This is a genomic window from Qipengyuania profundimaris, assembly GCF_030717945.1.
Classification (GTDB): domain Bacteria; phylum Pseudomonadota; class Alphaproteobacteria; order Sphingomonadales; family Sphingomonadaceae; genus Qipengyuania; species Qipengyuania profundimaris.
On the sequence record NZ_JAVAIM010000001.1, the window covers coordinates 1120831 to 1141416 of the forward strand.

The 20586-nt window shown below is 62.7% G+C and carries 19 protein-coding genes and 1 tRNA gene; 10 read left to right on the forward strand and 10 right to left on the reverse strand.

Annotated features, from left to right (window positions below; all coding sequences use genetic code 11):
* Window positions 1-12: 12 nt before the first annotated feature.
* The gene (obgE, locus tag Q9K02_RS05500) at window positions 13-1068 is read right to left on the reverse strand and encodes a GTPase ObgE (RefSeq protein WP_305931982.1); all 1056 of its coding nucleotides are present in this window, start codon (window positions 1066-1068) and stop codon (window positions 13-15) included.
* A gap of 185 nt (window positions 1069-1253) precedes the next feature.
* Here obgE and Q9K02_RS05505 point away from each other — a divergent pair, with 185 nt between their 5' ends.
* On the forward strand, window positions 1254-1607 hold the full coding sequence (locus Q9K02_RS05505; RefSeq protein ID WP_305931983.1) for a response regulator: 354 nt from the start codon (window positions 1254-1256) through the stop codon (window positions 1605-1607).
* Window positions 1608-1620: 13 nt separating this feature from the next.
* On the opposite strand, the gene Q9K02_RS05510 is transcribed toward Q9K02_RS05505, so the two are convergent.
* From Q9K02_RS05510 to Q9K02_RS05530, 5 genes are all read right to left on the reverse strand, one after another.
* Complete coding sequence (locus tag Q9K02_RS05510) at window positions 1621-5052, reverse strand: CheR family methyltransferase (protein WP_305931984.1); 3432 nt, start codon at window positions 5050-5052, stop codon at window positions 1621-1623.
* Complete coding sequence (locus tag Q9K02_RS05515; RefSeq protein ID WP_305931985.1) at window positions 5049-5591, reverse strand: PAS domain-containing protein; 543 nt, start codon at window positions 5589-5591, stop codon at window positions 5049-5051. Before Q9K02_RS05515 ends, Q9K02_RS05510 begins: the two co-directional genes overlap by 4 nt.
* A gap of 70 nt (window positions 5592-5661) precedes the next feature.
* Window positions 5662-5737: transfer RNA gene (locus Q9K02_RS05520), tRNA-Thr, on the reverse strand.
* A 54-nt stretch (window positions 5738-5791) separates the two neighbouring features.
* Window positions 5792-6700: a hypothetical protein gene (locus Q9K02_RS05525; protein ID WP_305933458.1), complete on the reverse strand. Its 909-nt coding sequence runs from the start codon at window positions 6698-6700 to the stop codon at window positions 5792-5794.
* Window positions 6701-6702: 2 nt separating this feature from the next.
* Window positions 6703-8019 carry a replication-associated recombination protein A gene (locus Q9K02_RS05530; RefSeq protein WP_305931986.1) on the reverse strand — a complete coding sequence of 439 codons (1317 nt, stop codon included), beginning with the start codon at window positions 8017-8019 and terminating at the stop codon, window positions 6703-6705.
* A 98-nt stretch (window positions 8020-8117) separates the two neighbouring features.
* Between Q9K02_RS05530 and Q9K02_RS05535 the strand changes: the two genes are divergently transcribed.
* A complete protein-coding gene (locus tag Q9K02_RS05535) occupies window positions 8118-8879 on the forward strand; it encodes a PadR family transcriptional regulator (protein ID WP_305931987.1) in 762 nt (253 codons plus the stop codon).
* 74 nt (window positions 8880-8953) lie between these two features.
* On the forward strand, window positions 8954-9391 hold the full coding sequence (locus Q9K02_RS05540; RefSeq protein ID WP_305931988.1) for a hypothetical protein: 438 nt from the start codon (window positions 8954-8956) through the stop codon (window positions 9389-9391).
* A 6-nt stretch (window positions 9392-9397) separates the two neighbouring features.
* Here Q9K02_RS05540 and Q9K02_RS05545 read toward each other — a convergent pair whose 3' ends face one another.
* Window positions 9398-10546 (reverse strand): glycosyltransferase family 4 protein, encoded by a 1149-nt coding sequence (locus Q9K02_RS05545; RefSeq protein ID WP_305931989.1) that lies wholly within the window; start codon window positions 10544-10546, stop codon window positions 9398-9400.
* Window positions 10547-10908: 362 nt separating this feature from the next.
* Here Q9K02_RS05545 and Q9K02_RS05550 point away from each other — a divergent pair, with 362 nt between their 5' ends.
* From Q9K02_RS05550 to Q9K02_RS05570, 5 genes are all read left to right on the forward strand, one after another.
* Window positions 10909-12066 (forward strand): phosphoserine transaminase, encoded by a 1158-nt coding sequence (locus Q9K02_RS05550; RefSeq protein WP_305931990.1) that lies wholly within the window; start codon window positions 10909-10911, stop codon window positions 12064-12066.
* A gap of 96 nt (window positions 12067-12162) precedes the next feature.
* A complete protein-coding gene (gene serA / locus Q9K02_RS05555) occupies window positions 12163-13746 on the forward strand; it encodes a phosphoglycerate dehydrogenase (protein ID WP_305931991.1) in 1584 nt (527 codons plus the stop codon).
* Window positions 13747-13772: 26 nt separating this feature from the next.
* Complete coding sequence (locus Q9K02_RS05560; protein WP_305931992.1) at window positions 13773-14885, forward strand: ATP phosphoribosyltransferase regulatory subunit; 1113 nt, start codon at window positions 13773-13775, stop codon at window positions 14883-14885.
* A 154-nt stretch (window positions 14886-15039) separates the two neighbouring features.
* Window positions 15040-15300 (forward strand): hypothetical protein, encoded by a 261-nt coding sequence (locus Q9K02_RS05565; protein WP_305931993.1) that lies wholly within the window; start codon window positions 15040-15042, stop codon window positions 15298-15300.
* 131 nt (window positions 15301-15431) lie between these two features.
* Window positions 15432-16169 carry a hypothetical protein gene (locus Q9K02_RS05570; protein WP_305931994.1) on the forward strand — a complete coding sequence of 246 codons (738 nt, stop codon included), beginning with the start codon at window positions 15432-15434 and terminating at the stop codon, window positions 16167-16169.
* Here Q9K02_RS05570 and Q9K02_RS05575 read toward each other — a convergent pair.
* The 3 genes from Q9K02_RS05575 to Q9K02_RS05585 are packed head-to-tail and all read right to left on the reverse strand — an operon-like array spanning window position 16129 to window position 18603.
* On the reverse strand, window positions 16129-16788 hold the full coding sequence (locus Q9K02_RS05575) for a glutathione S-transferase (RefSeq protein WP_305931995.1): 660 nt from the start codon (window positions 16786-16788) through the stop codon (window positions 16129-16131). The two genes, Q9K02_RS05570 and Q9K02_RS05575, sit on opposite strands and share 41 nt — an antisense overlap.
* A complete protein-coding gene (trhO, locus tag Q9K02_RS05580; protein ID WP_305931996.1) occupies window positions 16781-17767 on the reverse strand; it encodes an oxygen-dependent tRNA uridine(34) hydroxylase TrhO in 987 nt (328 codons plus the stop codon). Before trhO ends, Q9K02_RS05575 begins: the two co-directional genes overlap by 8 nt.
* A 17-nt stretch (window positions 17768-17784) precedes the next feature.
* Entirely contained in the window at window positions 17785-18603 is an 819-nt protein-coding gene (locus Q9K02_RS05585; RefSeq protein WP_305931997.1) for an aldo/keto reductase, read from the reverse strand.
* Window positions 18604-18728: 125 nt separating this feature from the next.
* Between Q9K02_RS05585 and Q9K02_RS05590 the strand changes: the two genes are divergently transcribed.
* On the forward strand, window positions 18729-20018 hold the full coding sequence (locus Q9K02_RS05590; RefSeq protein WP_305931998.1) for an adenylosuccinate synthase: 1290 nt from the start codon (window positions 18729-18731) through the stop codon (window positions 20016-20018).
* Window positions 20019-20046: 28 nt separating this feature from the next.
* On the forward strand, window positions 20047-20550 hold the full coding sequence (locus tag Q9K02_RS05595) for a L,D-transpeptidase family protein (protein WP_340309983.1): 504 nt from the start codon (window positions 20047-20049) through the stop codon (window positions 20548-20550).
* Window positions 20551-20586: the final 36 nt, after the last annotated feature.

Here is a 20586-nt window from a genome sequence, read left to right on the forward strand (position 1 = left end):
CAAGTCTTCCGTCTAGATCGGCGACCAGTCGGGCGTCTGGTCATCGTCCTCGACCTCTTCGGCATGCGTTTCGGTCGCCGTCCGGTCGGGCAGATAGCCGAGCACGGCATCGAGCAGCTCAGGAATGCCGGCCCCTGTCGCACCCGAAACGGTGAACACCTTGTCGGCCCCCGCCGCTAGCAATTCTTCGGCGAACCCCTCACCCAGCTCCTGGTCGGCAAGGTCGAGCTTGTTCAGCGCAACGAGCTGCGCCTTGTCATCCAAACCTGCGCCATAGGCTTCGAGTTCGTCGTTTACCGTGCGATAGGCCGCAGCCGGGTCGTCGCCCGAAATGTCGATCAGGTGGATCAGCACGCGGCAGCGCTCGATATGGCCGAGGAACCGGTCGCCGATCCCCGCGCCGTCGGCCGCGCCCGCGATCAGGCCCGGAATGTCCGCCAGCACGAACTCGCGGCCCTTGTGGCTGACCACGCCCAGCTTGGGCACCAGCGTGGTGAACGCGTAGTGGCCGACCTTGGCCTTCGCATTGGAGACCTGATTGATGAAGGTGCTCTTGCCCGCATTGGGCAGGCCCAGCAGGCCGACGTCGGCGAGCAGCTTCAGCCGCAGCCAGACCCACATCTCCTCGCCCGGCTCGCCCGGCTGGTGCTGGCGCGGGGCGCGATTGGTGCTGGACTTGTAGCTGGCATTGCCGCGCCCGCCCATGCCGCCTTCGAGAAAGACAACGCGCTGGCCGACTTCGGTGAAATCGGCGAGCACCTCTTCCTTGTCCTCGCTCAGCACCTGCGTGCCGACGGGAACCTCGATCACGAGATCGGGCGCGCCGGCGCCGGTGCGGTCCTTGCCCTGGCCATGCGTGCCGCGCTTCGCCTTGAAGTGCTGGGCATAGCGGAAGTCGATCAGCGTATTGAGACCCTGCACGGCTTCGAACACGATATCGCCGCCCTTGCCGCCGTTGCCGCCGTCGGGACCGCCATATTCGATATACTTCTCGCGCCGGAAGCTGACGGCACCGGGGCCGCCTGCCCCGGACTTGAGATAGATCTTGGCCTGATCGAGAAAATGCATGCCGCGGCCCCTAGTCGGTTTTGCTTGGCAAGGCGAGATCGCAATGCGCCGATATGATGGGTTACCCAATGGTTAACGAAACTTCACGAAAATCGACGAAGCGTGGAACAGTTTTCGGGATTGGGCCGTTCGGTCCACACGATTAAGGCGGGATAAGGTTAAAAGTCGCCCCGATGCAGAATGTTATGATTGTAGACGACGAGGCACTGGTGCTGCTCGACCTCGTCCATACCGTCGAAGATCTCGGCTACGCGATCCACTCGGAATCGACGAGCGTGGAGGGCGCGCTGGCCTCTCTGGATAGCGAAGCCCCCGACCTCGCCCTGCTGGATATCGATGTCGCAGGAGTGCCGGTCTGGCCGGTCGCCCGTGAACTGACTGCGAAGGGCGTTCCGGTGATTTTCGTCAGCGCGAACCTTTCGCACAAAGAGTTGTGCCAAGAGTTTTCCGACTGCCCGAAGCTCGAAAAGCCGGCGTCGCCAGCCGATATCGGGAAGGCTCTCGAAATGGCTGGCGAAATCAAGAGCTGCGCCGCCTGACGCTTTCGCCCGACTAGGTCGGGAACTTCAAGGTCCGGCGATAACCGCCTTCGATCGCATTGCCGCTGGCTTCCCCGCGAAGCTGGCGCGCTGCCGTTTGAACGAGCTTGGTGCCGAAACCCGGACTGCTGTCGACCGTGTCACCCGCTGCCTGACCGTCTTCCCGCCAATCGATTGCGACTTCGCCATCCTGATGGGTCCAACCGATGTCGATCGACCCGTCGCGGGTGGCCAGCGCCCCGTACTTGGTCGAATTGGTTGCCCACTCATGCAGGATCAGCGCAATCGAGGTAATCTTGTCGTTGCTTATCGTCGTGTCGGGTCCGGACATGTCGACGTTTTGACCGGCGAGATTAGGCCGCAGGACCGTATCGACGAGCTTCGATAGCGCAATGCCGCCATCGGCCGCGTCGCCAGCCTCGTTGGTCAGCGAATGCGAGCGGCCGAGCGCATGGATGCGATCGCGCAGGCCCTCGGCGAAGGTAGCGACATCGTCAGCGTCGCGCGCGGCGATCGAGACCATGGCCGAGATGACCGAGAACAGGTTCTTCACCCGGTGGTTCATCTCGCGGATCATCAATTCGCGCTGATCGAGCAGGCGGCGTTCGGCCGACACGTCGAAGGTCACGCCGATGAATTTGCGCGTGCCCGACACGTCGATAACCTTGCCGAGCCCATGGAGATAGCGTGTCTCGCCATCGTCCAGTGGCAAGCGGAAGACTTCGTCGAAATCGCTTTCACCTTCCATCGCCATGCGCAGCGCCCGGTTGATACGATCACGATCCTCGGGCGGGAGCGATGCCATGATGGGTTCGAGCGTATCGCCAGGATCGTCCTCGTCGAGGTCGAGCAGGTTACGTTCGGTCGGATCCAGAACCGTCTTGTCGGTCGAGGGTTCGTATTCCCAGATCCCGATCTTGGCGACTTCGAGGGCGAGGCGCAGCCTTTCGCGCTCTTCACGCAAATCCCGTTCCAGCGAAAGGGTCTCAGAGACGTCGGTAAAGATCAGCGTAGCGCCATCCAGCTGCCCGTCGAGCAAGCGGTAGGGGATTGCCTGCAGCACCAGCTCGCGATCCAAAGCACGGGAATGCATACCTTCTTCGACCTGCATTCCCTGCTTGGCGGCGCTCTTCGCCATGTCCACAAAGTGATCATTGTCGAGATTGTGCGGCAGGGTGGCGAGCGGTTGCCCGATATTCTCCTTCGTCAGCGGGAAGAGATCTTCGGCTGCATCGGTAAAGCTGCGTAGCTTCAGCTCGGAATCGACGACGACAACCGCCAGCTTGGTGCTGTCGAAGAAGTTTTTCAGATCGGCATTGGCCGTGGTCAGCTGATCGACCTTGTTTTTCAGCTCGTCGTTGACCGTCGTCAGCTCCTCGTTGGTGGACTGGAGCTCCTCGTTCATCGACATCATTTCTTCGTTGGAGCTTTTCAGCTCCTCGTTCGTCGTCTCAAGTTCCTCGACCGTCGAACGCAGGCGATGCCGGGTGGCCTGCAACTCTTCTTCGAGGAACTGGCGCTGGCCGTCCTCGGGATCGAATTCGTCGTAATCGTCGCCAGTGTCGGGTTCGAGGCCGCGGGTCTCGTTGACGACGAACAGGAAGGTCTGATTGTCGATCGGTTCGCAGACGACGGTCGCCTCCAGCGTGCCGAAGTCGGTGACGATCTCTACCTCTTTCACGATGGCCCGACGCCCGGTGTTCGACACTTGGCGGATCATCGGAGCGAACAGTTCGCGCAGGCCCGGTCGGGCGAGCGAAGGCACGTGGATCGAACGTTCGAGTCGCTCGGGGAAATCGAGATAGCGCCCGGCCGATCCCCACCGTTCCAGCAGCATGGCCTCGCGATCGAGCAGCAGGCTGACGGGCGAATAGCGTTGCGCAAGTTTTTCCAATGCGCGCAACTCCACGCCGCCACGCCGCGTCGTTTCCTCCCGGTTCGACCTTTGCCGGCTGCGATTGATCTGCCGAGACACATCGCTGGCCAGATTGAGCGTGTAGTTGCCCTTTACATTCTTGCGCCGGAAAATGCGCGCCGTCTGTTCCACGGACTCGAACAGGTCTTCATGCCGCCCGATCGTCTCGGACGACCCGAGGAACAGGTAACCACTTTCGCGCGTGGCGAAATGGAACAGCGGGAACACCAGCTTCTGCAGGGAATCGTCGAAATAGATCAGGACGTTGCGGCAGGCGACGAGATCGATCTTGGAGTAGGGCGGATCGCGCACGAGGTTGTGGACGCTGAAGCGCACCATGTCCCTGATCTGCGGCGCGATGGTGAACTTCTCCTTGCTACCATAAATGTACTCATCCTGGAATTGCTTGGGGATGTCCTGAAGCGATGACAGCGGGTAGACCCCCGATCGCCCGATATCGAGCATCTTGTCGTCGATGTCGGTGGCGAACACTTGCACGTAAGGGCGCTTGTCGAAACGTTTGGCAGCATCCGCAAACAGCATCGCTATGCTGTAAGCCTCTTCGCCGCTGGAGCAGCCCGGCACCCAGATCCGCAGCTCCTCGCCGTTCTTGGCCTCCTTGACCATTGGCGTAATGACGAGCTCGTTGAGCTGTTCGAAGTGTTCGGAATCGCGGAAGAAGCGAGTGACATTGATCAGCAGATCGCTGAACAAGGCGCTGCACTCGTTGCCGTTCTCCTGCAGGTGCTTGAGGTACGCCTTGGTGTCATCGATCCCGAGGACCTGCATCCGGCGGGCAACCCGGCGGTTGAGCGTGCTGCGCTTGTAGTTGGAGAAATCGTGGCCGACCGCTTCGCGCAAGACGTCGCATATATCGAGCAGCGTATCGGCATCTTCGAGATCGCTCTCGACAACGTCGGCGAGGCCGGCGCGCTGGAAAAATTTCGACAGGTGCTCGACCGTGTCGCGCGGGTCGCAGGTGATATCGACCAGCCCGGTGCCGATGGCGGCGGTGGGCATGCCGTCATAGGCGGCCGTGTCGGGATCCTGAGCGATACAGATGCCCGAATGCTCCTTGATCGCTCGCAGGCCCCGGCTGCCGTCTGCGCCGGTGCCAGAGAGGATCACGCAAGCCGCGCGCTCGCCCTGGTCCTTCGCGAGGCTTTCGAAGAAATCGTCGATCGGGCGGCGCATGCCCCTCTGTTCGGTGAACTCGGTCAGCTCGAGCACGCCGTCTTTCACGGCGAGGCCATGGGCCGGCGGAATGACGTAAATGTGGTCGGGTTCGAGCCGCTCGCCGCCTTCCGCCTGCTTCACGGCCATCGGCGTGTAGCGTTCGAGCAACTGCGCCATCAGCGATTCGTGCGTCGGATCGAGATGCTGGACGACCACGAAGGCCATGCCGCTCTGGCCGTCGAACCCGCTGAACATCTCGCGCAAGGCTTCCAGCCCGCCGGCCGATGCGCCGACGCCGACGATCGCGAATTTGCCCGACCGTGCGGGCTTGCCTGCAGGTGCGCCCTCCTTCATTCCATCCGTGCCCTTGCAATGATGGAGTGGCTCGATGCGAGCGCGTCGAAACTGCCGAGCAGGGCCCAGTTGTCGTCGCCGCTCAGCAAATTGAGCTGCTTGAGGCTCTCCTTGAGCGCGCGGTCGTAGAGATCGGGCTCGGACGCCTTCTCCGGGTCGACCGGAAACTGCGAGCCGAGCACGAAGGTGACCTCATCGTCTTTCTTGAGCTTGGCCATATACACCAGGTTTAGGAATTTCCGCCCGTCCTTGGTCACGTTCGGAATGACGAAACGGCCATCGGGCTTGTCGGAATCGTAGAGGAATTCCCGCATATCCTTGCGAACAGCGTCGGGGGATTCGTTCGGCTGAAGGAAGCGGCAGTTGCGATCCAGAACCTCGTCCGGGCCATAGCCGGACATATCGCAGAACGGCTGGTTCACTGCGATCAACGGCATGTCTTCAGCCTTCGCATCCGCCAGGCTGAGCGAAATGCGGCTTTCGGCGAAAGCACTGCGCAGACCTTCAGGGAGTTCGGCGCTGGTGAAGAAGGTATCCATCGCGCATTTACCTAGGTGGCAAGTGGCCGATGGCCAAGGCAAAATGCTTGATGTTGCTTTTAGTTAAATTTGGTGCCGGCTGCAGGAGTCGAACCCGCGGCCCCCTGATTACAAATCAGGTGCTCTACCAGCTGAGCTAAGCCGGCACGTCTTTCCCCCTAGCGCTTCGCCACATGAGGGCGTTGGTGCCCTGCAAGAGGTCAATGACAAGCGTCGTAACGTGGCGCGCCACTGCGACATAACGCGCCGAAAGTCCAGCCCTCAGTGCGCGCGATGTGCGGGGTCATCGCCGTGGGCTGCCAGCGTCGCTTTTCACCAGCGACCTTGCGCAGCCAGGCGGCGCTGAGCAGTGCGTCGGAGGAATGGTCGTCGATCGGCCCTTTGCCCGACACCGGGGCCGAGCCGAGCGCGGCGAGGGCCTCGTTCAAATCCTCATGGCTCCGCATCTTGGCGCGCGATGCGCTGCGCCCGGCCTCCATCGCAGCGAGGCTGGTATAGATTTCGACGATGACCGAGCCTTTGCGCGGCAGCGGGTCGATCGGCCATACCGGCAGCAGGCCGCGCAGGTGGTGTAGCATCCGCATGCCCGTCAGGCTCGACTTCCCGACCTGCGCCGCCCCGACGAGGTTGAAATTGGAATAGGGTTTGCAACCCATCTCTGCCTGCGCCTTTTCGGTCACGCGGAAGCGCCCGCGGCCATGCGCGGCATCGTCGCAGCCGAAATGCGCGCCGGTATCGGTTCCGTTGCGGAAATAGGGCGCGTAGTCCGGATGGTCGACGAAGGACTGGACGCCGAAATGTTCGTCTTTGCGGCAGATGTCGTCGATCAGCGCCCACAGCGCCGGAGCGTCGGGCAGAGAGACTTTGTTCTTCGGAAAATATGCTCCGCAATCGGCGTGGGGCAGGCCTATGCCAAGATCGAGGCCGACAAGCGTGTTCTTCGGCAGGTCTTCGCGCAGCACGGTGAGCACTTCCTCCCGGCTCCAGCGATGGTCGATCAGCACGGGCGCGCCGCCTCCGGCTTTCGCCACCGCCAACGCGATGCCCCTGTGCTTGCGCCCCTTTGCGCCCGACCAGTCGATGGCCAGGAAATTGTCGAACTTGCGAATTACTAATGCCTCTCGTTTCTCAGCTTGTCCCAGTAATCGAGCCGCTTCTTTACCTCGCGCTCGAAACCGCGATCGACAGGCTCGTAGTATTCCTGCGGCTCCATTTCTTCGGGCCAGTAATTGTCGCCGGAGAAGCCCTCGTCGGAATTGTGATCGTAGCTGTAGCCGGCGCCGTAACCGATATCCTTCATCAGCTTGGTCGGCGCGTTGAGGATGTTCTGCGGCGGCATCAGGCTGCCCGTTTCCCTGGCCGATTTGAACGAGGCCTTCTGCGCCTTGTACACCGCGTTCGATTTCGGCGCGGTGGCGAGATAGGTGCAGGCCTGAACTAGGGCGAGCTCGCCTTCGGGGCTGCCGAGGAATTCGTAGGCGTCTTTCGCCGCCATGCATTGCACCAGCGCGTGCGGATCGGCCATACCGATGTCCTCCACTGCCATGCGGATCAGGCGGCGGGCAAGGAAGCGCGGTTCTTCGCCCGCGGTCAGCATGCGCGCGAGGTAATAGAGGCTCGCCTGTACGTCGCTGCCACGCACTGCTTTATGAAGTGCGGAGATGAGATTGTAATGCCCTTCACGGTCCTTGTCGTAGACGGCGACGCGGCGTTGCAGGAACTGGCCCAGTGCGGCCGGATCGAGCGGCTCATCGATTTTGGCATTGTAGAGCGTCTCGGCCTGGTTGAGCAGGAACCGCCCGTCGCCATCGGCACTGGCGACCAGTGCATCGCGGGCCTCTGGAGCAAGGGGGAGGGGGCCTTCCAGCTCCTCGGCCTTGTCGAGCAGCGAACCCAGCGCGTCGTGGTCCAGCCGCTGGAGGATGAGCACCTGTGCGCGGCTGAGCAACGCGGCGTTGAGCGCGAAACTCGGGTTCTCGGTCGTCGCACCGACCAGCGTGACGGTACCGCGCTCGACGAAAGGCAGGAAGCCGTCCTGTTGTGCACGGTTGAAGCGATGGATTTCGTCCACGAACAACAGCGTGCGCTGTCCGGCTGCGGCGGCCTTGTCGGCGGCGGCGAAGGCTTTCTTTAGATCGGCGACGCCGCTGAACACGGCGCTGACGCTTTCGAAGCGCATTCCGACGCTGTCTGCCAGCAGCCGCGCGATCGTCGTCTTCCCGGTGCCGGGCGGGCCCCACAATATAATGCTGGACAGGCGGCCCGCCGCCACCATCCGTCCGATGGCGCCTTCGGGGCCGGTCAAATGATCCTGCCCGACCACCTCGTCGAGCGCTCTTGGCCTCAGGCGGTCGGCCAGCGGCGCGTCCTCGCGAGGCGGATCGGTATCGGCGGTCGCCGGGAGGCTGTCGGGGAAGAGGTCGGCCATTGGTCGGCTGACATAGGGGTTTCGTCGAGCTTTTGCAGGGGGTCCTTGCGAGAGACGATGAAAGATATATCTTAGGCATATCTAAAAGGAGTTACGATATGACTGGCAAAGACGACCGAGACGAACCGCTGGAAGGCAATATCCCCGATCATCCCGAAGGCGAGGACTTCGATGTCGATGTAGATATCGAGGTGGACGTCGATCCCGACCGCGACGGCTCGTATAGCCGCACATATAGCGCCTCGGGCTTCTTCGGACCCGATGGCGTGTTCGGACCCAAGGGCCCCTTCGGCCCCGATGGGCCTTTCGGACCGGGTGGCCCCTTCGGCCCGAACGGTCCCTTCGGTAGCGGCTCCGGCAGGTCCGGCAGGAAGCACCGCGCGCGCCGGCGTCGCATGTTCGCCGCAGGCGAATTACGCCTGTTGCTGCTGCACCTGATCGCGGAGGAACCGCGCCACGGCTACGAGCTCATAAAGGCGGTGGAGGACATGACCGGCGGCAATTATTCGCCGAGCCCGGGCACGGTCTATCCGACGCTCTCGCTGCTCGAGGACGAGGGACTGATCCGCGAGGTCGATGGGGACGAAGCCCGCAAGGCCTATCGCGCGACCGAGAAAGGGCGTGGCGAGCTGGTCGATCGCAAGGATGAGATCGAGAGCCTGATCGAACGGATCGAAGGCCAGCGTCAGCGCCGCGCGAAATCCGGCAAGGCCTTCGCCACACCCGAGATGTTCCGCGCCGTCGGCAATCTCGCCACAGTGCTGAAAAACCGCGCCAAGAGCGGCCAGCTCGACGAAAATACCATGCGCGAAATCGTCGATCTGGTGGACGATTTGGCGAAGAAGATCGAGCGCCTCTGACCTTCGTCTCGCTTGCCTCCCGGCCGATCCTCGCTACGCTGCGTGACGAGGGTCGGCAGAGGGGAGAGTGAAGTATGACGGAAACTGTCAGGACACCGTGGCACTTGTGGCTGGTCGGCGTGGTTTCGCTGCTGTGGAACGCCTTCGGCGCGTATGATTACACCATGACCAACCTGCGGAACCAAGCCTATCTCGATTCCATGGGCTATCCGGCGGAAGGCATCGCCTATCTCGATGCGTTTCCGATCTGGGCCCATAGCGGCTGGGCGCTGGGTGTCTGGGGCGCAGTAATCGGATCGGTGCTATTGCTGATGCGCAGCCGGTTTGCGGTGTGGTCGTTTGCGCTGTCGATCGTCGGCATCGCGCTGACGACGCTCTACGAGGCGGGTGCCGACATGCCGCCAGAACTGGCGGAGATACAACCGGGCTGGTTCCCGATCCTGCTGTGGAGCATCGCGGTGTTCCTGCTGGTCTATGCGATCAGCATGCGGCGCAAGGGCGTGCTGCGCTAAGCGGAACTAAGCTTTGCGCTGTTCGAGCAGACGCAGATAGGTATCGACCACCACCTGGTTGATCGCATCCCACGAATACTCGCTCGCTGCGCGTGCGCCGGCCTCGCCATGGCGCGCGCGCAGCTCGGGGTTCTTGCAGTAAGGGGAGAGCGCTTCGGCGAATTCGCGTGGCTTGCCTGCCTCGACCAGACGACCGGTCTCCCAGTCCTCGACCAGGCTGGCGCTCCCCGTCGCTCCGGCAGCCACGACCGGCAGCCCGCAGGCCATCGCCTCCAGGGTGACATTGCCGAAGGTTTCCGTGACCGAGGGGTTCAAGAAGATGTCGCCGCTCGCCAGCGCCCGGCCTAGGTCCGCGCCGCCCTGGAAACCCACGAAGGTTCCGCCGGGCAGGGTCTTCTCGAACCACCCGCGCGCCGGCCCGTCGCCGATCACCAGCACCTTGTGCGGCACCTGCTCCTTGCGCAGCTCGACGATCGTGTCGGCGAAGATATCGAGCCCCTTCTCCATGACCAGCCGGCCGAGAAAGACGATGGCCACGTCGTCGTCCGCCAGCCCCTGGGCGCGGCGCCACTCCATATCGCGCTTGGAGGGGTGGAAAATGGTCCGGTCGACCCCGCGCGACCAGATCGAGATATCGCGATGCATGCGCTGCTCGTGCAACGTATCGACCATGCTTTGCGAGGGCGTCACCAGCGCGTCGCACTTGCGATAAAGATTGCGGAGGTACGTCTCGACCAGCGGTTCGAGGAAGCCGAGCTTATAGTAGCGCGGATAGGTTTCGAAGCGCGTGTGCACCGAACCGAGCACGGGAATATCGCGTTTGCGCGCCCATTCCACAGCCGCTCTCGCACTGAAATCCGGCGACGAAATGTGCATCATGTTGGGCCGGAAGTCTTCGAGATCGCGGCGCACCTCGTCATTCAACCCATAAGGGACGCGATATTCCGAGCGGCCGGGGATGGGCACAGAGGGCAGGCTGACCAGATCGCCTTGCGGTTCGAACGCGGGTGTGTCGATGGTCGGTGAATACACGCGCAAAGTGACACCTTGGCGAAGCAGGAACTCGGCCAGCCTGTTCAATGCCTTGTTCGCGCCATCCACAGTCATGTTGTAGTTGCCGCTGAACATGGCGATGCGAAGGTCGGAAGCGTTCATCGTCGCGGGCCATAGGGTGCAGGAGGGCGTTTGGCGAGAGTAGGAAGTTCGGTTGGGTGCGGGAACCGCATCCGCGCTTCCCTTGCTGTTCCATCCCGCGCCCCCTCTCCCGACCACCCAGGGCATTATACTGATTGGGTGGTCGGGAGGGGGGGCGCGGGATGGAACAGCGAGGGCCGGACGGATGTCTGGCCCGCATTTAACAAAAACGGACCTATTCCGCACAGCCTGCGTTGAACCCAGCGAACCCCAGCCTGTCGATGCATTCCTATTTCGCATTGACTACGCTGCCCGCAAGATTATTGCCGCCGACGGGCCACGCGGTCCCAACGCCGCGCGTGCTCTCTGCAAGGAGAGAATACATGACTGCCGAACCGACGCTCAAGCCTGAGCGCCCTTTCTTTTCGTCCGGACCGACTGCCAAGCACAAGGGCTGGTCCGCTTCCAATCTCAAAACCGAATCGCTCGGCCGCTCGCATCGCAGCGCCCTCGGCAAGTCGCGGCTGAAATATGCCATCGACCTGTCGAAGGAGATGCTCGGCGTGCCCGAGGACTACCTTGTCGGCATCATGCCGGCCTCGGACACCGGCGCGCTCGAATGCGCGATGTGGACGATGCTGCGCCCCGATCGCCCGGCAACCGTTGCGGCGTGGGAAAGCTTCGGCAACGTCTGGATCCAGGATGCGGTCAAGCAGCTCAAGCTGCCCAAGCTGACCACGCTGGATGCCGACTACGGCGAGATCCCCGATCTTGCGTCGATCCCGCAGGAGAACGACGTCGTTTTCACCTGGAACGGCACGACTTCGGGGGCGAAGATTCCGAACACCGACTGGATCGCACCAGGGCGCGAGGGTGTGACGATCAACGACGCCACCAGCGCCGTCTTCGCGATGGAGATGGACTGGTCCAAGCTCGATGCCACGACCTACAGCTGGCAGAAGGTGATGGGCAGCGAAGCCCAGCACGGCATGCTGATCCTGAGCCCCAAGGCGGTCGAGCGGATCGAAAGCTACGATCCCGAATGGCCGCTGCCCAAGCTTTTCCGCCTCAAGAAGGGCGGCAAGATCAACACCGGCATCTTCGAAGGCGCGACCATCAACACGCCTTCCATGCTGGCGACCGAAGACTATATCGATGCGCTCGAATGGGCGCAGGCGATGGGTGGCCGCAAGGCGATGTTCGAACGCGCCGACGCGAACGCGAAGATCGTGCTCGACTGGATCGAGGCGACCCCGTGGCTACGCAACATGGTCTCCGATCCTGCCAAGCGCACCAACACCGGTGTGTGCTTCGTTTTCCAGGGCGAGTGGTACGATGGGCTGTCCGACGAGGACAAGGCGGGCGTGCCCAAGAAGATCGTCAAGCTGCTCGAAGAGCGCGATGTCGGTTACGACTTCAACGGGTATCGCGACGCCCCGCCGTCCCTGCGCATCTGGTGCGGCGGTACGGTCGAGCAGGAAGACCTGAAGCGTCTGCTGCCGTGGATCGAATGGGCCTACGAGACCGTGAAAGCGGGCTGACAGGCGTCGTCCCAGCGAATGCTGGGACCGCTTCCCGCACGCTCCGACATTTCCGATAACGATCCCAGCGTACGCTGGGATGACGAGGTTAGCAAAATGACCAAACCAAAAGTCCTCATCAGCGACAAGATGGACCCGAACGCCGCGCGCATTTTCGAAGAACGCGGTTGCGATGTCGACGTCATCACCGGCGAGACGCCCGAAGAACTGAAAGCCCGCATCGGCGAGTACGATGGCCTCGCCATCCGCTCCTCGACCAAGGTAACGCCCGAAATTCTCGACGCGGCGACCAACCTCAAGGTCATCGGGCGTGCCGGGATCGGGGTCGACAATGTCGATATTCCCTGTGCTAGCGGCAAGGGCGTGGTGGTGATGAACACGCCCTTCGGCAATTCGATCACGACCGCCGAACACGCCGTCGCAATGATGTTCGCGCTCGCGCGGCAGATTCCGCAGGCCAATGCGCGTACGCAGGCCGGCGAATGGCCCAAGAACGACTTCATGGGTGTCGAGCTGACCGGCAAAACGCTCGGCCTGATCGGCGCGGGCAACATCGGATCCATCGTCGCCGCCCGCGCACAAGGCCTGCGGATGAAAGTGATCGCGTTCGATCCCTTCCTGACCGAGGAACGCGCGGTGGAGATCGGGGTCGAGAAGGTCGATCTCGACACGCTGCTAGGGCGGGCCGATTTCATCACGCTGCACACCCCGCTGACCGACGAGACGCGCAATATCCTGTCGAAGGAAAACCTTGCCAAGACCAAGCAGGGCGTCCGCATCGTCAACTGCGCGCGCGGCGGTCTGATCGACGAGGCGGGGCTGGCCGAGGCGCTCGACAGTGGCCAGGTCGCAGGCGCGGCGCTCGATGTGTTCCAGACCGAACCGGCCAAGGAATCGCCGCTGTTCGGCAAGCCCAATTTCATCTGCACGCCGCACCTTGGTGCGTCGACCACCGAAGCGCAGGTCAATGTCGCTCTGCAGGTGGCCGAGCAGATGGCCGACTACCTCGTCAATGGCGGCGTCACCAATGCGCTCAACATGCCGAGCCTCAGTGCCGAGGAAGCCCCGAAGCTCAAGCCCTATATGGGCCTCGCCGAAAACCTCGGCAGCCTCGTCGGCCAGTTGGCGCATGGTAATCTGACCAAGATCAGCATTGAGCGCGAAGGCGCGGCGGCCCAGCTTTCCGGCAAGCCCATCGAGGGTGCAGTGCTGGCGGGGCTCATGCGCCAGTATTCGGACACGGTGAACATGGTCAACGCGCCCTATCTCGCCAAGGAGCGCGGCCTTGATATCCGCTCCATCCGGCACGAAAAGGAGGGCGCGTACAACACGCTGATCCGCGTGACTGTTGGCACGGAGCAGGGCGATCGCTCGGTCGCCGGGACGCTGTTCGGCGCCGACGCACCGCGGCTGACCGAAATGTTCGGCGTGCGGATCGAAGCCGAGCTGAAGGGCTACATGCTTTACATCGTCAACGAAGACGCGCCCGGCTTCATCGGCCGCATCGGTTCGCTGCTGGGCGAGAACGGCATCAACATCGGCACCTTCAACCTGGGCCGCCGCGCGGCAGGCGGGGAGGCCACCCTGTTGCTGAGCGTCGACCAGCCGATCCCGGACGAGGTCGTGAAGCAGGCCTGCGCGCTCGAAGGTGTGAAGACCGTGATGCCTCTGGCGTTCTGACCGACATTGGGGCAGGGGCCGCCGCGATGACAAATCAAGACGACCTCCTGCCCGTCGGGCTCGAAGATGCGCTGCCGGCGCGGTCACGTGCCATAGTCCAGGCCATGCGCGCCGTGCTCGATAGCATGGATTCGCATGGCTACGACCGCGTGCGGCCACCGCTGGTGGAGTTTGAGAAATCGCTCGCCGGACGCATGGAGGGCGTAGCCACGCGGCGTATGGTGCGCTTCACCGATCCCGACAGCCTGCGCACGCTGGCCCTGCGAAGCGACATGACGGTGCAGGTCGGGCGGATCGCCGCGACCAGCCTCGCCGAAGCACCGCGACCCCTGCGCTTGTGCTATGCTGGCGACATCGCGTTGCTCAAGGCGGACCAGCTCGACCCGGCCCGCCAGCGGCTGCAGATGGGCGCGGAACTCGTCGGCAGCGACAGCGTGGCCGCGGCAAGCGAGATCGTAAATGTCGCCATTGACGCGCTCGAAGCGGCGGGCGTGGCGAACATTTCGCTCGATTTCACCTTGCCCGACTTGGTCGATACGCTGGCCGAGAAGGCTCTGCCGCTCGATGCCGGGCGGCGCGAGGCGGTCCGCCGCGAACTCGACACCAAGGACGCTGGCGGGCTGTCGGCAGTCGGCGGCGAAGCTTACCTGCCGCTCCTTTACGCAACCGGCCCTTTGCCCGACGCCATCGAAAAGCTGGCGGTCATCGACGCGGGCGGGGTTCTCGCCAGTCGCATTGCGGGCCTGCGCAAAATCGCCGCCTCGGTCGGCGACCGCGCCCGCCTGACGCTAGACCCGACCGAACGCCACGGCTTCGAATACCAGAGCTGGTTCGGCTTCACGCTCTACGGCGAAGGCGCGCGCGGCGCGCTGGGGCGGGGCGGTACCTATGTGATCAAAGGCAGCGATGAAGAGGCGACAGGCTTCTCGCTCTATATCGATCCCCTACTCGATGCACTTGGCGACCAAACGCCCGTCCCCCGCAAGACGCTGTTCCTGCCCCTCGGCCACGACCGCAACGTCGCCGCTCGCCTGCGCGCGATCGGCTGGCGCACTGTGGCCGCGCTTACGGGTGGGGAAGATGCTGCGGCGCTAGGGTGCACGCACCGGCTCGATGGGACGGAAGCCGTCGCCCTCTAAGGTCTTCCACCCCGGTACGACTGGACTAGCAAGTTCGCTCTAGCCTCATACGCCTAGGGCGGATGTCCTTCGCGCATGGGACCTATACCGGACCCGGCAGGCGTCGAATAACCCCTCCATGTCGCCCGGTCGGGGGAGGCTTTAAACCAAGCCAATGGAGGAACTGATGATTGCTGAATTGAATTTCGACGAAATGCTTTGTATCGCTGGCGGTAACGATCCGACTTGCCCTGACGGCACCAAGCTCAGCACCTTCAGCCGCACCGAAAATTCCGATGGCTCTTGGACGCAGTCCTACACGTGCACCGCGACGAGCACGACTCAGACTGTAGCTGAAGGCGCGAGCATCTTCAGCGATATTGCCGATGGAGCGCGCGATCTTCTGGAGGCAGGCAAGGACTTGATCGGGCTTTGATGACAAGCTTTTAGACGCGAGGTCGGGCAACCGCCCGGCCTCGCCAACTGTCCGGAAGCGGTGACGATGCCTGATCGACGAGTCAAACCGTGGTTTCATTGAAGTATAAATCCAAACGTCTTTGGGCACCCATGCAGCTTGGCACCCATGACATTGCCGCGCTCATCGATACCGGCGCAACTGCATCCCTTGTCCCGAAAAGATTCGTGGTCCGTGAGGCCATCGTCGATGAGTGGCACATCGTATCTCCGTTGGGATCGCGGATAGAACCTGTGATTAGGCCATCCATCATGTTCGTGAACGGCGTCAGTGTTATCAAGCCGAAAATTGCAGCGGCTCGGACGCGGTTTCCCATTATCGGCACAGATATCTTATTTGCTGCCGAGAGGCTTACTCTGGGTATGGCCGGTATGCGCTTTGGTAGCAGACCAGACCTCGAACGTGCAGTCGCTACCGTCGCTTGCAGCGCGGAAACAGTACGCCGATCTGGAAATACAGCTATAAGCCGAGTGACCGCGACGCTTGAGATCGATGGGCAAGAGCATCAGGTTTTCATCGACACTGGTCGTAAAGCAACGCTGTCTGCCACGGCAGCAGCTCCTTTGCCGAAAAAGTCAAGTCGAAGAAGTTTCGATATTCGCTTCAATACGCTGGGCCAATTCAGGCCATCGAGGCTATATCGGCGGGAGGCTGTGATCGCAGTGGGCCAAAGAAACTTTACTATTCGATACGAGCATTATCCGAAGGACCATTCCTGCGAAGAACCCTTCATTCTGGGCGGTGGCATTCTGGAAATGTTCGATCTCTACATCGCACCAAAGGATGGCATCATGTGCTTTTTCGAGCCTGGCGACGCATTCGCGAACTGAGCGCTTTGCGTTGTGCGGGGAACTCCCACTTCGGATGCTTTTCCATAATCGCGGCGAATAGCCCGGAGGACACGAGCACCTCCAGCCACGCTTGCAGGTTCGGCATCCCATCGCCCTCAAACCGTTCGCGGTCGTGATTGGCAAATTGGCGCACGAAGGGGAATATCGCGATGTCGGCGAAGCCGCGGTCATCGCCGCATAGATAGGGTGACACAGCGAGGCGACGGTCGAGTTCGGCGAGGATTTCGACCGCGGAGGCGCGGTGCTGTTCGGGGTCGACGTCCTCGTAGCGGGTCGCGTATTTGTAGCGGTCGAGGTGGTGCTTGAAGGGGCCGTCATTGGCAGCGAGTAGCGCCTGATCGTCACGGCCCAGCCAGCCCTCCGGATCGTTCTGGGATAGTGAATGGCGCATGATGTCGAGGCTTTCTTCCAGCACCTCGCCCTCGTCAGTCACGAAAACCGGCACCGTTCCCTTGGGCGACACCTCCAGCATCGCGGCGGGCTTTTCGCGGAGCACGACCTCGCGGTGTTCGTAGGCGAGACCGCTGACATGCAAGGCCATCCGGGCGCGCATCGCATAGGGGCAGCGGCGGAAGCTGTAGAGGATCGCTTCAGCCATCGTTGCTCGCATTCTCGCGCCGGCCGACATGCACTTCGCCACGCTCGGCAGCGAGGCGTTCCTGGCGCTGGCGCTCGGCATAGCGGGCGCGCTGCTCATCGCTGCGCTCGCCATAACAGCGCGGGCAACTGACCCCGTCCTCGAAGCGCTCGTCGGCGCGATCGGCTTCGTTCACCGGACGGCGGCAGGCGCGGCACAGCGTGTGATCGCCGGGCGCGAGGCCGTGACCGACGCTGACCCGCTCGTCGAAGACGAAGCATTCGCCCTGCCACAGGCTTTGCTCTGCCGGGATGGTTTCGAGATATTTGAGGATGCCGCCCTTGAGGTGGAACACCTCGTCCACGCCCTCGGCTTTGGCGAAGGCGGTCGACTTTTCGCAGCGGATGCCGCCGGTGCAGAACATTGCGATTTTCGGCGTGCGGCCCTCGGCTTCCAGTTCGGCGCGCTTGGTGCGGAACCACTCGGGAAATTCGCGGAAGCTGGTGGTCTGCGGGTCGACCGCGCCGGCGAATGTGCCGATCTGCACTTCGTAATCGTTGCGCGTGTCGATCACGATTGTGTCGGGATCGGCAATCAGCGCGTTCCAGTCATGCGGGTCGACATAGGTGCCGACGCCCTGCAGCGGATCGAGATCGGGCTGACCCATGGTGACGATCTCCCTCTTCAGCCGCACTTTCATGCGGTTGAAGGGCATAGCGTCGGCCTTCGAGAACTTGACCTCGAGCTCCGTGCAAGCGGGCAGTCGCCGGATGTGATCGAGCAAGCTGTCGATCCCGTCGGCGCTCCCTGCAATCGTCCCGTTGATCCCCTCGCGCGCGAGCAGCAGCGTTCCGCGTACACCCTGCGTTTCGCACAGGGCGAGCAAATCCGGCCGGATCGCGGCGGGATCGTCGAAGCGCGTGAAGTGATAGAGCGCGGCTATGCGGACGGGATGCGACATGGCGGCAGCGTCGATAGCAGGCGCGGGCGCCTTTCGCATCCCCTTGCGTTGGCGCGTTAATCGTTGAACTTGCCCGGTTCCGGCCCAAGCCGGCCCTCGCTGTCGTCCAGCGCGTCGAGCTTCGCCATCTGTTCGTTCGACAATTCGAAATCGAGCGCGGTGAAGTTGGCACGGATGTGATCGGGGTTGGTCGAGCGCGGGATGGGGCACAGACCATGCTGAATATGCCAGCGCAGCACCACGGCGCTCGGGTCCTGACCGCTTTCCTCGGCCACCGATTTCACTGCATCGCTATCCATGCCGCCGCCTTGGCCGAGCGGAGACCAGCTTTGCGTCACGATGCCCATCTCGTCATGCACCTTGCGCATTTCGCGCTGCTGGAAGCCGGGGTGCAGTTCGATCTGGTTCAGTGCCGGGACCACGCCGGTCTCGTCGACGATGCGCTTCAGGTCCTCCTCGCGGAAGTTCGAGACGCCGATGCTCTTCGCCTTGCCCTGATCGCGCAGTTCGATCAGCGCTTTCCACGTATCGACGAACAGGCCCTTGTCGGGGCAGGGCCAGTGGATCAGCAGCATGTCCACATGGTCGCGGCCCAGCCGGTCGAGGCATTTGTCCGCCGCCTTCAAAGTGCGGTCGTACCCCTGGCTCTCGTTCCAGATCTTGGTCTGCAGGAAGATGTCGGCCCAGTCGCCGATGCCTTTGCCAACGCCGCGCTCGTTCTGGTAGATCGCTGCGGTATCGACCAGCCAGTAACCGGTTTCGAGCGCGGTCTTTACAGCCTCGGGCGCGTCGTCCTCCTCGATTTGCCACGTGCCGAAACCGAGCTGCGGAATCTGGCGGTCGTCGTTAAGGGTGAGAGTGGGATAATCGGTCATACTTTCTCCTTTGCCTTAACAATGGAGAACTGGCGGCAAGTTTCCGGGCAAATGCCTTGCTCCACCTTTCGCATGCGCCTAACCCCCGCGGCGTTTGTGCAGCATTGCAGGGAAGCTTATCCAACATGGCCAACGTCACCGTGATCGGCGCCCAGTGGGGCGATGAGGGCAAGGGCAAGATCGTCGACTGGCTGGCCAGCCGCGCCGATGCCGTCGTGCGTTTCCAGGGCGGGCACAATGCCGGCCACACGCTGGTCATCGACGGTACCACATATAAGCTTTCGCTGCTGCCCAGCGGCATCGTTTCCGGCACGCTGAGCGTTATCGGCAATGGCGTGGTGCTCGACCCCTGGGCGCTCAAGTCCGAGATCGAGAAGATCGAGGGGCAGGGTGTGAAGGTCTCTGCCGACAATCTCGCCGTGGCCGATAATTGCCCGCTTATCCTGCCGATCCACCGCGACCTCGACGGTCTTCGCGAAGCGGCTGCGGGTTCGGGCAAGATCGGCACCACCGGTCGCGGCATCGGCCCTGCTTATGAAGACAAGGTCGGCCGCCGTGCGATCCGCGTGTGCGACCTGGCGCATCTCGACGATCTGGAGCCGCAACTCGATCGCCTGTGCGCTCATCACGATGCCTTGCGCGCCGGCTTCGACCAGCCGCCGGTGGACCGCGAGGCGCTGCTGCAGGACTTGCGCGAGATCGCCGATTTCGTGCTGCAATACGCCCAGCCGGTGTGGAAGCGCCTTAAGAAGGTTCGCAAGGCCGGCGCGAAGATTCTGTTCGAGGGCGCGCAGGGCGTGCTGCTCGATATCGATCACGGCACTTATCCCTTCGTCACCAGCTCGAACACCGTCAGCGGAACTGCAGCGGCGGGTAGCGGCCTCGGCCCCAATGCGACCGGTTATGTGCTCGGCATCGTCAAGGCCTATACCACGCGCGTCGGCAGCGGCCCGTTCCCGACCGAACTGGAGGACGAGATCGGCCAGGGATTGGGGGAGAGAGGCCACGAATTCGGCACCGTCACCGGCCGCCAGCGCCGGGTCGGCTGGTTCGATGCGGTCATCGTGCGGCAAAGTTGCGCAATCAGTGGTGTGACCGGCATTGCGCTGACCAAGATCGACGTGCTCGACGGGCTGGACGAGGTGAAGATCTGCACCGGCTATCGCCTGCGCGGACAAGTGTTCGATTACTTCCCCAGCCACGCCGCCGACCAGGCCGCGGTGGAGCCGATCTACGAAACCATGGATGGCTGGAAAGAAAGCACCGCCGGCGCGCGTAGTTTCGCCGATCTGCCAGCCAATGCGGTGAAATACATCCAGCGCGTGCAGGAGCTGATCGAAACGCCCGTCGCCTTGGTCTCGACCAGCCCCGAGCGCGACGACACGATCCTGATGCGCGATCCGTTCATGGACTGATCGGCATAGCGATGGCAGGATGCGCGCCATGCGCTGGCTCGCCCCCCTGTTGCTCTCGCTATCGCTGCTCGGCGCTTCGCCTGCGTCGCCACAACAGGCGCGTGAGGGCGAGGTCGCCGATTTCATCCTGATCGACAAGTCGGAGCGGACGCTGTTGGTCTATCAGGGCGCGGACGTCATCCGCACCTATCGCGGCCTGCAATTCGGCGACCGGCCGATCGGCCACAAGCAATTCGAAGGCGACGAACGCACGCCGGAAGGCCGCTATACGATCACCTACGGCAACCAGCAGTCGAGCTATTTCCTGTCGCTTTACATCGACTACCCCAACGCCGCCGATCGCTCCTATGCACAGGCGCGTGGGCGCTCCCCGGGCGGGCTGATCTTCATCCACGGCCAGCCTAACGGCCTCCCGAACGACCAGCGCGTGCCGGGCGACTGGACCGACGGCTGCATCGCACTGACCAATGCGGAAATCGCCGAGCTGTGGAGCCTGGTGCCCGACGGCACCCCGATCGAAATCCGCGCCTGAGTCTTGACCTGATCCTCATTTGTTCTCATCCTGTTC

Coding starts and splice junctions, on each gene's coding strand:
- obgE (WP_305931982.1), bottom strand. CDS start 1,068: ATGCATTTTCTCGATCAGGCCAAGATCTATCTCAAGTCCGGGGCAGGC.
- Q9K02_RS05505 (WP_305931983.1), top strand. CDS start 1,254: ATGATTGTAGACGACGAGGCACTGGTGCTGCTCGACCTCGTCCATACC.
- Q9K02_RS05510 (WP_305931984.1), bottom strand. CDS start 5,052: ATGAAGGAGGGCGCACCTGCAGGCAAGCCCGCACGGTCGGGCAAATTC.
- Q9K02_RS05515 (WP_305931985.1), bottom strand. CDS start 5,591: ATGGATACCTTCTTCACCAGCGCCGAACTCCCTGAAGGTCTGCGCAGT.
- Q9K02_RS05530 (WP_305931986.1), bottom strand. CDS start 8,019: ATGGCCGACCTCTTCCCCGACAGCCTCCCGGCGACCGCCGATACCGAT.
- Q9K02_RS05535 (WP_305931987.1), top strand. CDS start 8,118: ATGACTGGCAAAGACGACCGAGACGAACCGCTGGAAGGCAATATCCCC.
- Q9K02_RS05540 (WP_305931988.1), top strand. CDS start 8,954: ATGACGGAAACTGTCAGGACACCGTGGCACTTGTGGCTGGTCGGCGTG.
- Q9K02_RS05545 (WP_305931989.1), bottom strand. CDS start 10,546: ATGAACGCTTCCGACCTTCGCATCGCCATGTTCAGCGGCAACTACAAC.
- Q9K02_RS05550 (WP_305931990.1), top strand. CDS start 10,909: ATGACTGCCGAACCGACGCTCAAGCCTGAGCGCCCTTTCTTTTCGTCC.
- serA (WP_305931991.1), top strand. CDS start 12,163: ATGACCAAACCAAAAGTCCTCATCAGCGACAAGATGGACCCGAACGCC.
- Q9K02_RS05560 (WP_305931992.1), top strand. CDS start 13,773: ATGACAAATCAAGACGACCTCCTGCCCGTCGGGCTCGAAGATGCGCTG.
- Q9K02_RS05565 (WP_305931993.1), top strand. CDS start 15,040: ATGGAGGAACTGATGATTGCTGAATTGAATTTCGACGAAATGCTTTGT.
- Q9K02_RS05570 (WP_305931994.1), top strand. CDS start 15,432: ATGCAGCTTGGCACCCATGACATTGCCGCGCTCATCGATACCGGCGCA.
- Q9K02_RS05575 (WP_305931995.1), bottom strand. CDS start 16,788: ATGGCTGAAGCGATCCTCTACAGCTTCCGCCGCTGCCCCTATGCGATG.
- trhO (WP_305931996.1), bottom strand. CDS start 17,767: ATGCGAAAGGCGCCCGCGCCTGCTATCGACGCTGCCGCCATGTCGCAT.
- Q9K02_RS05585 (WP_305931997.1), bottom strand. CDS start 18,603: ATGACCGATTATCCCACTCTCACCCTTAACGACGACCGCCAGATTCCG.
- Q9K02_RS05590 (WP_305931998.1), top strand. CDS start 18,729: ATGGCCAACGTCACCGTGATCGGCGCCCAGTGGGGCGATGAGGGCAAG.
- Q9K02_RS05595 (WP_340309983.1), top strand. CDS start 20,047: ATGCGCTGGCTCGCCCCCCTGTTGCTCTCGCTATCGCTGCTCGGCGCT.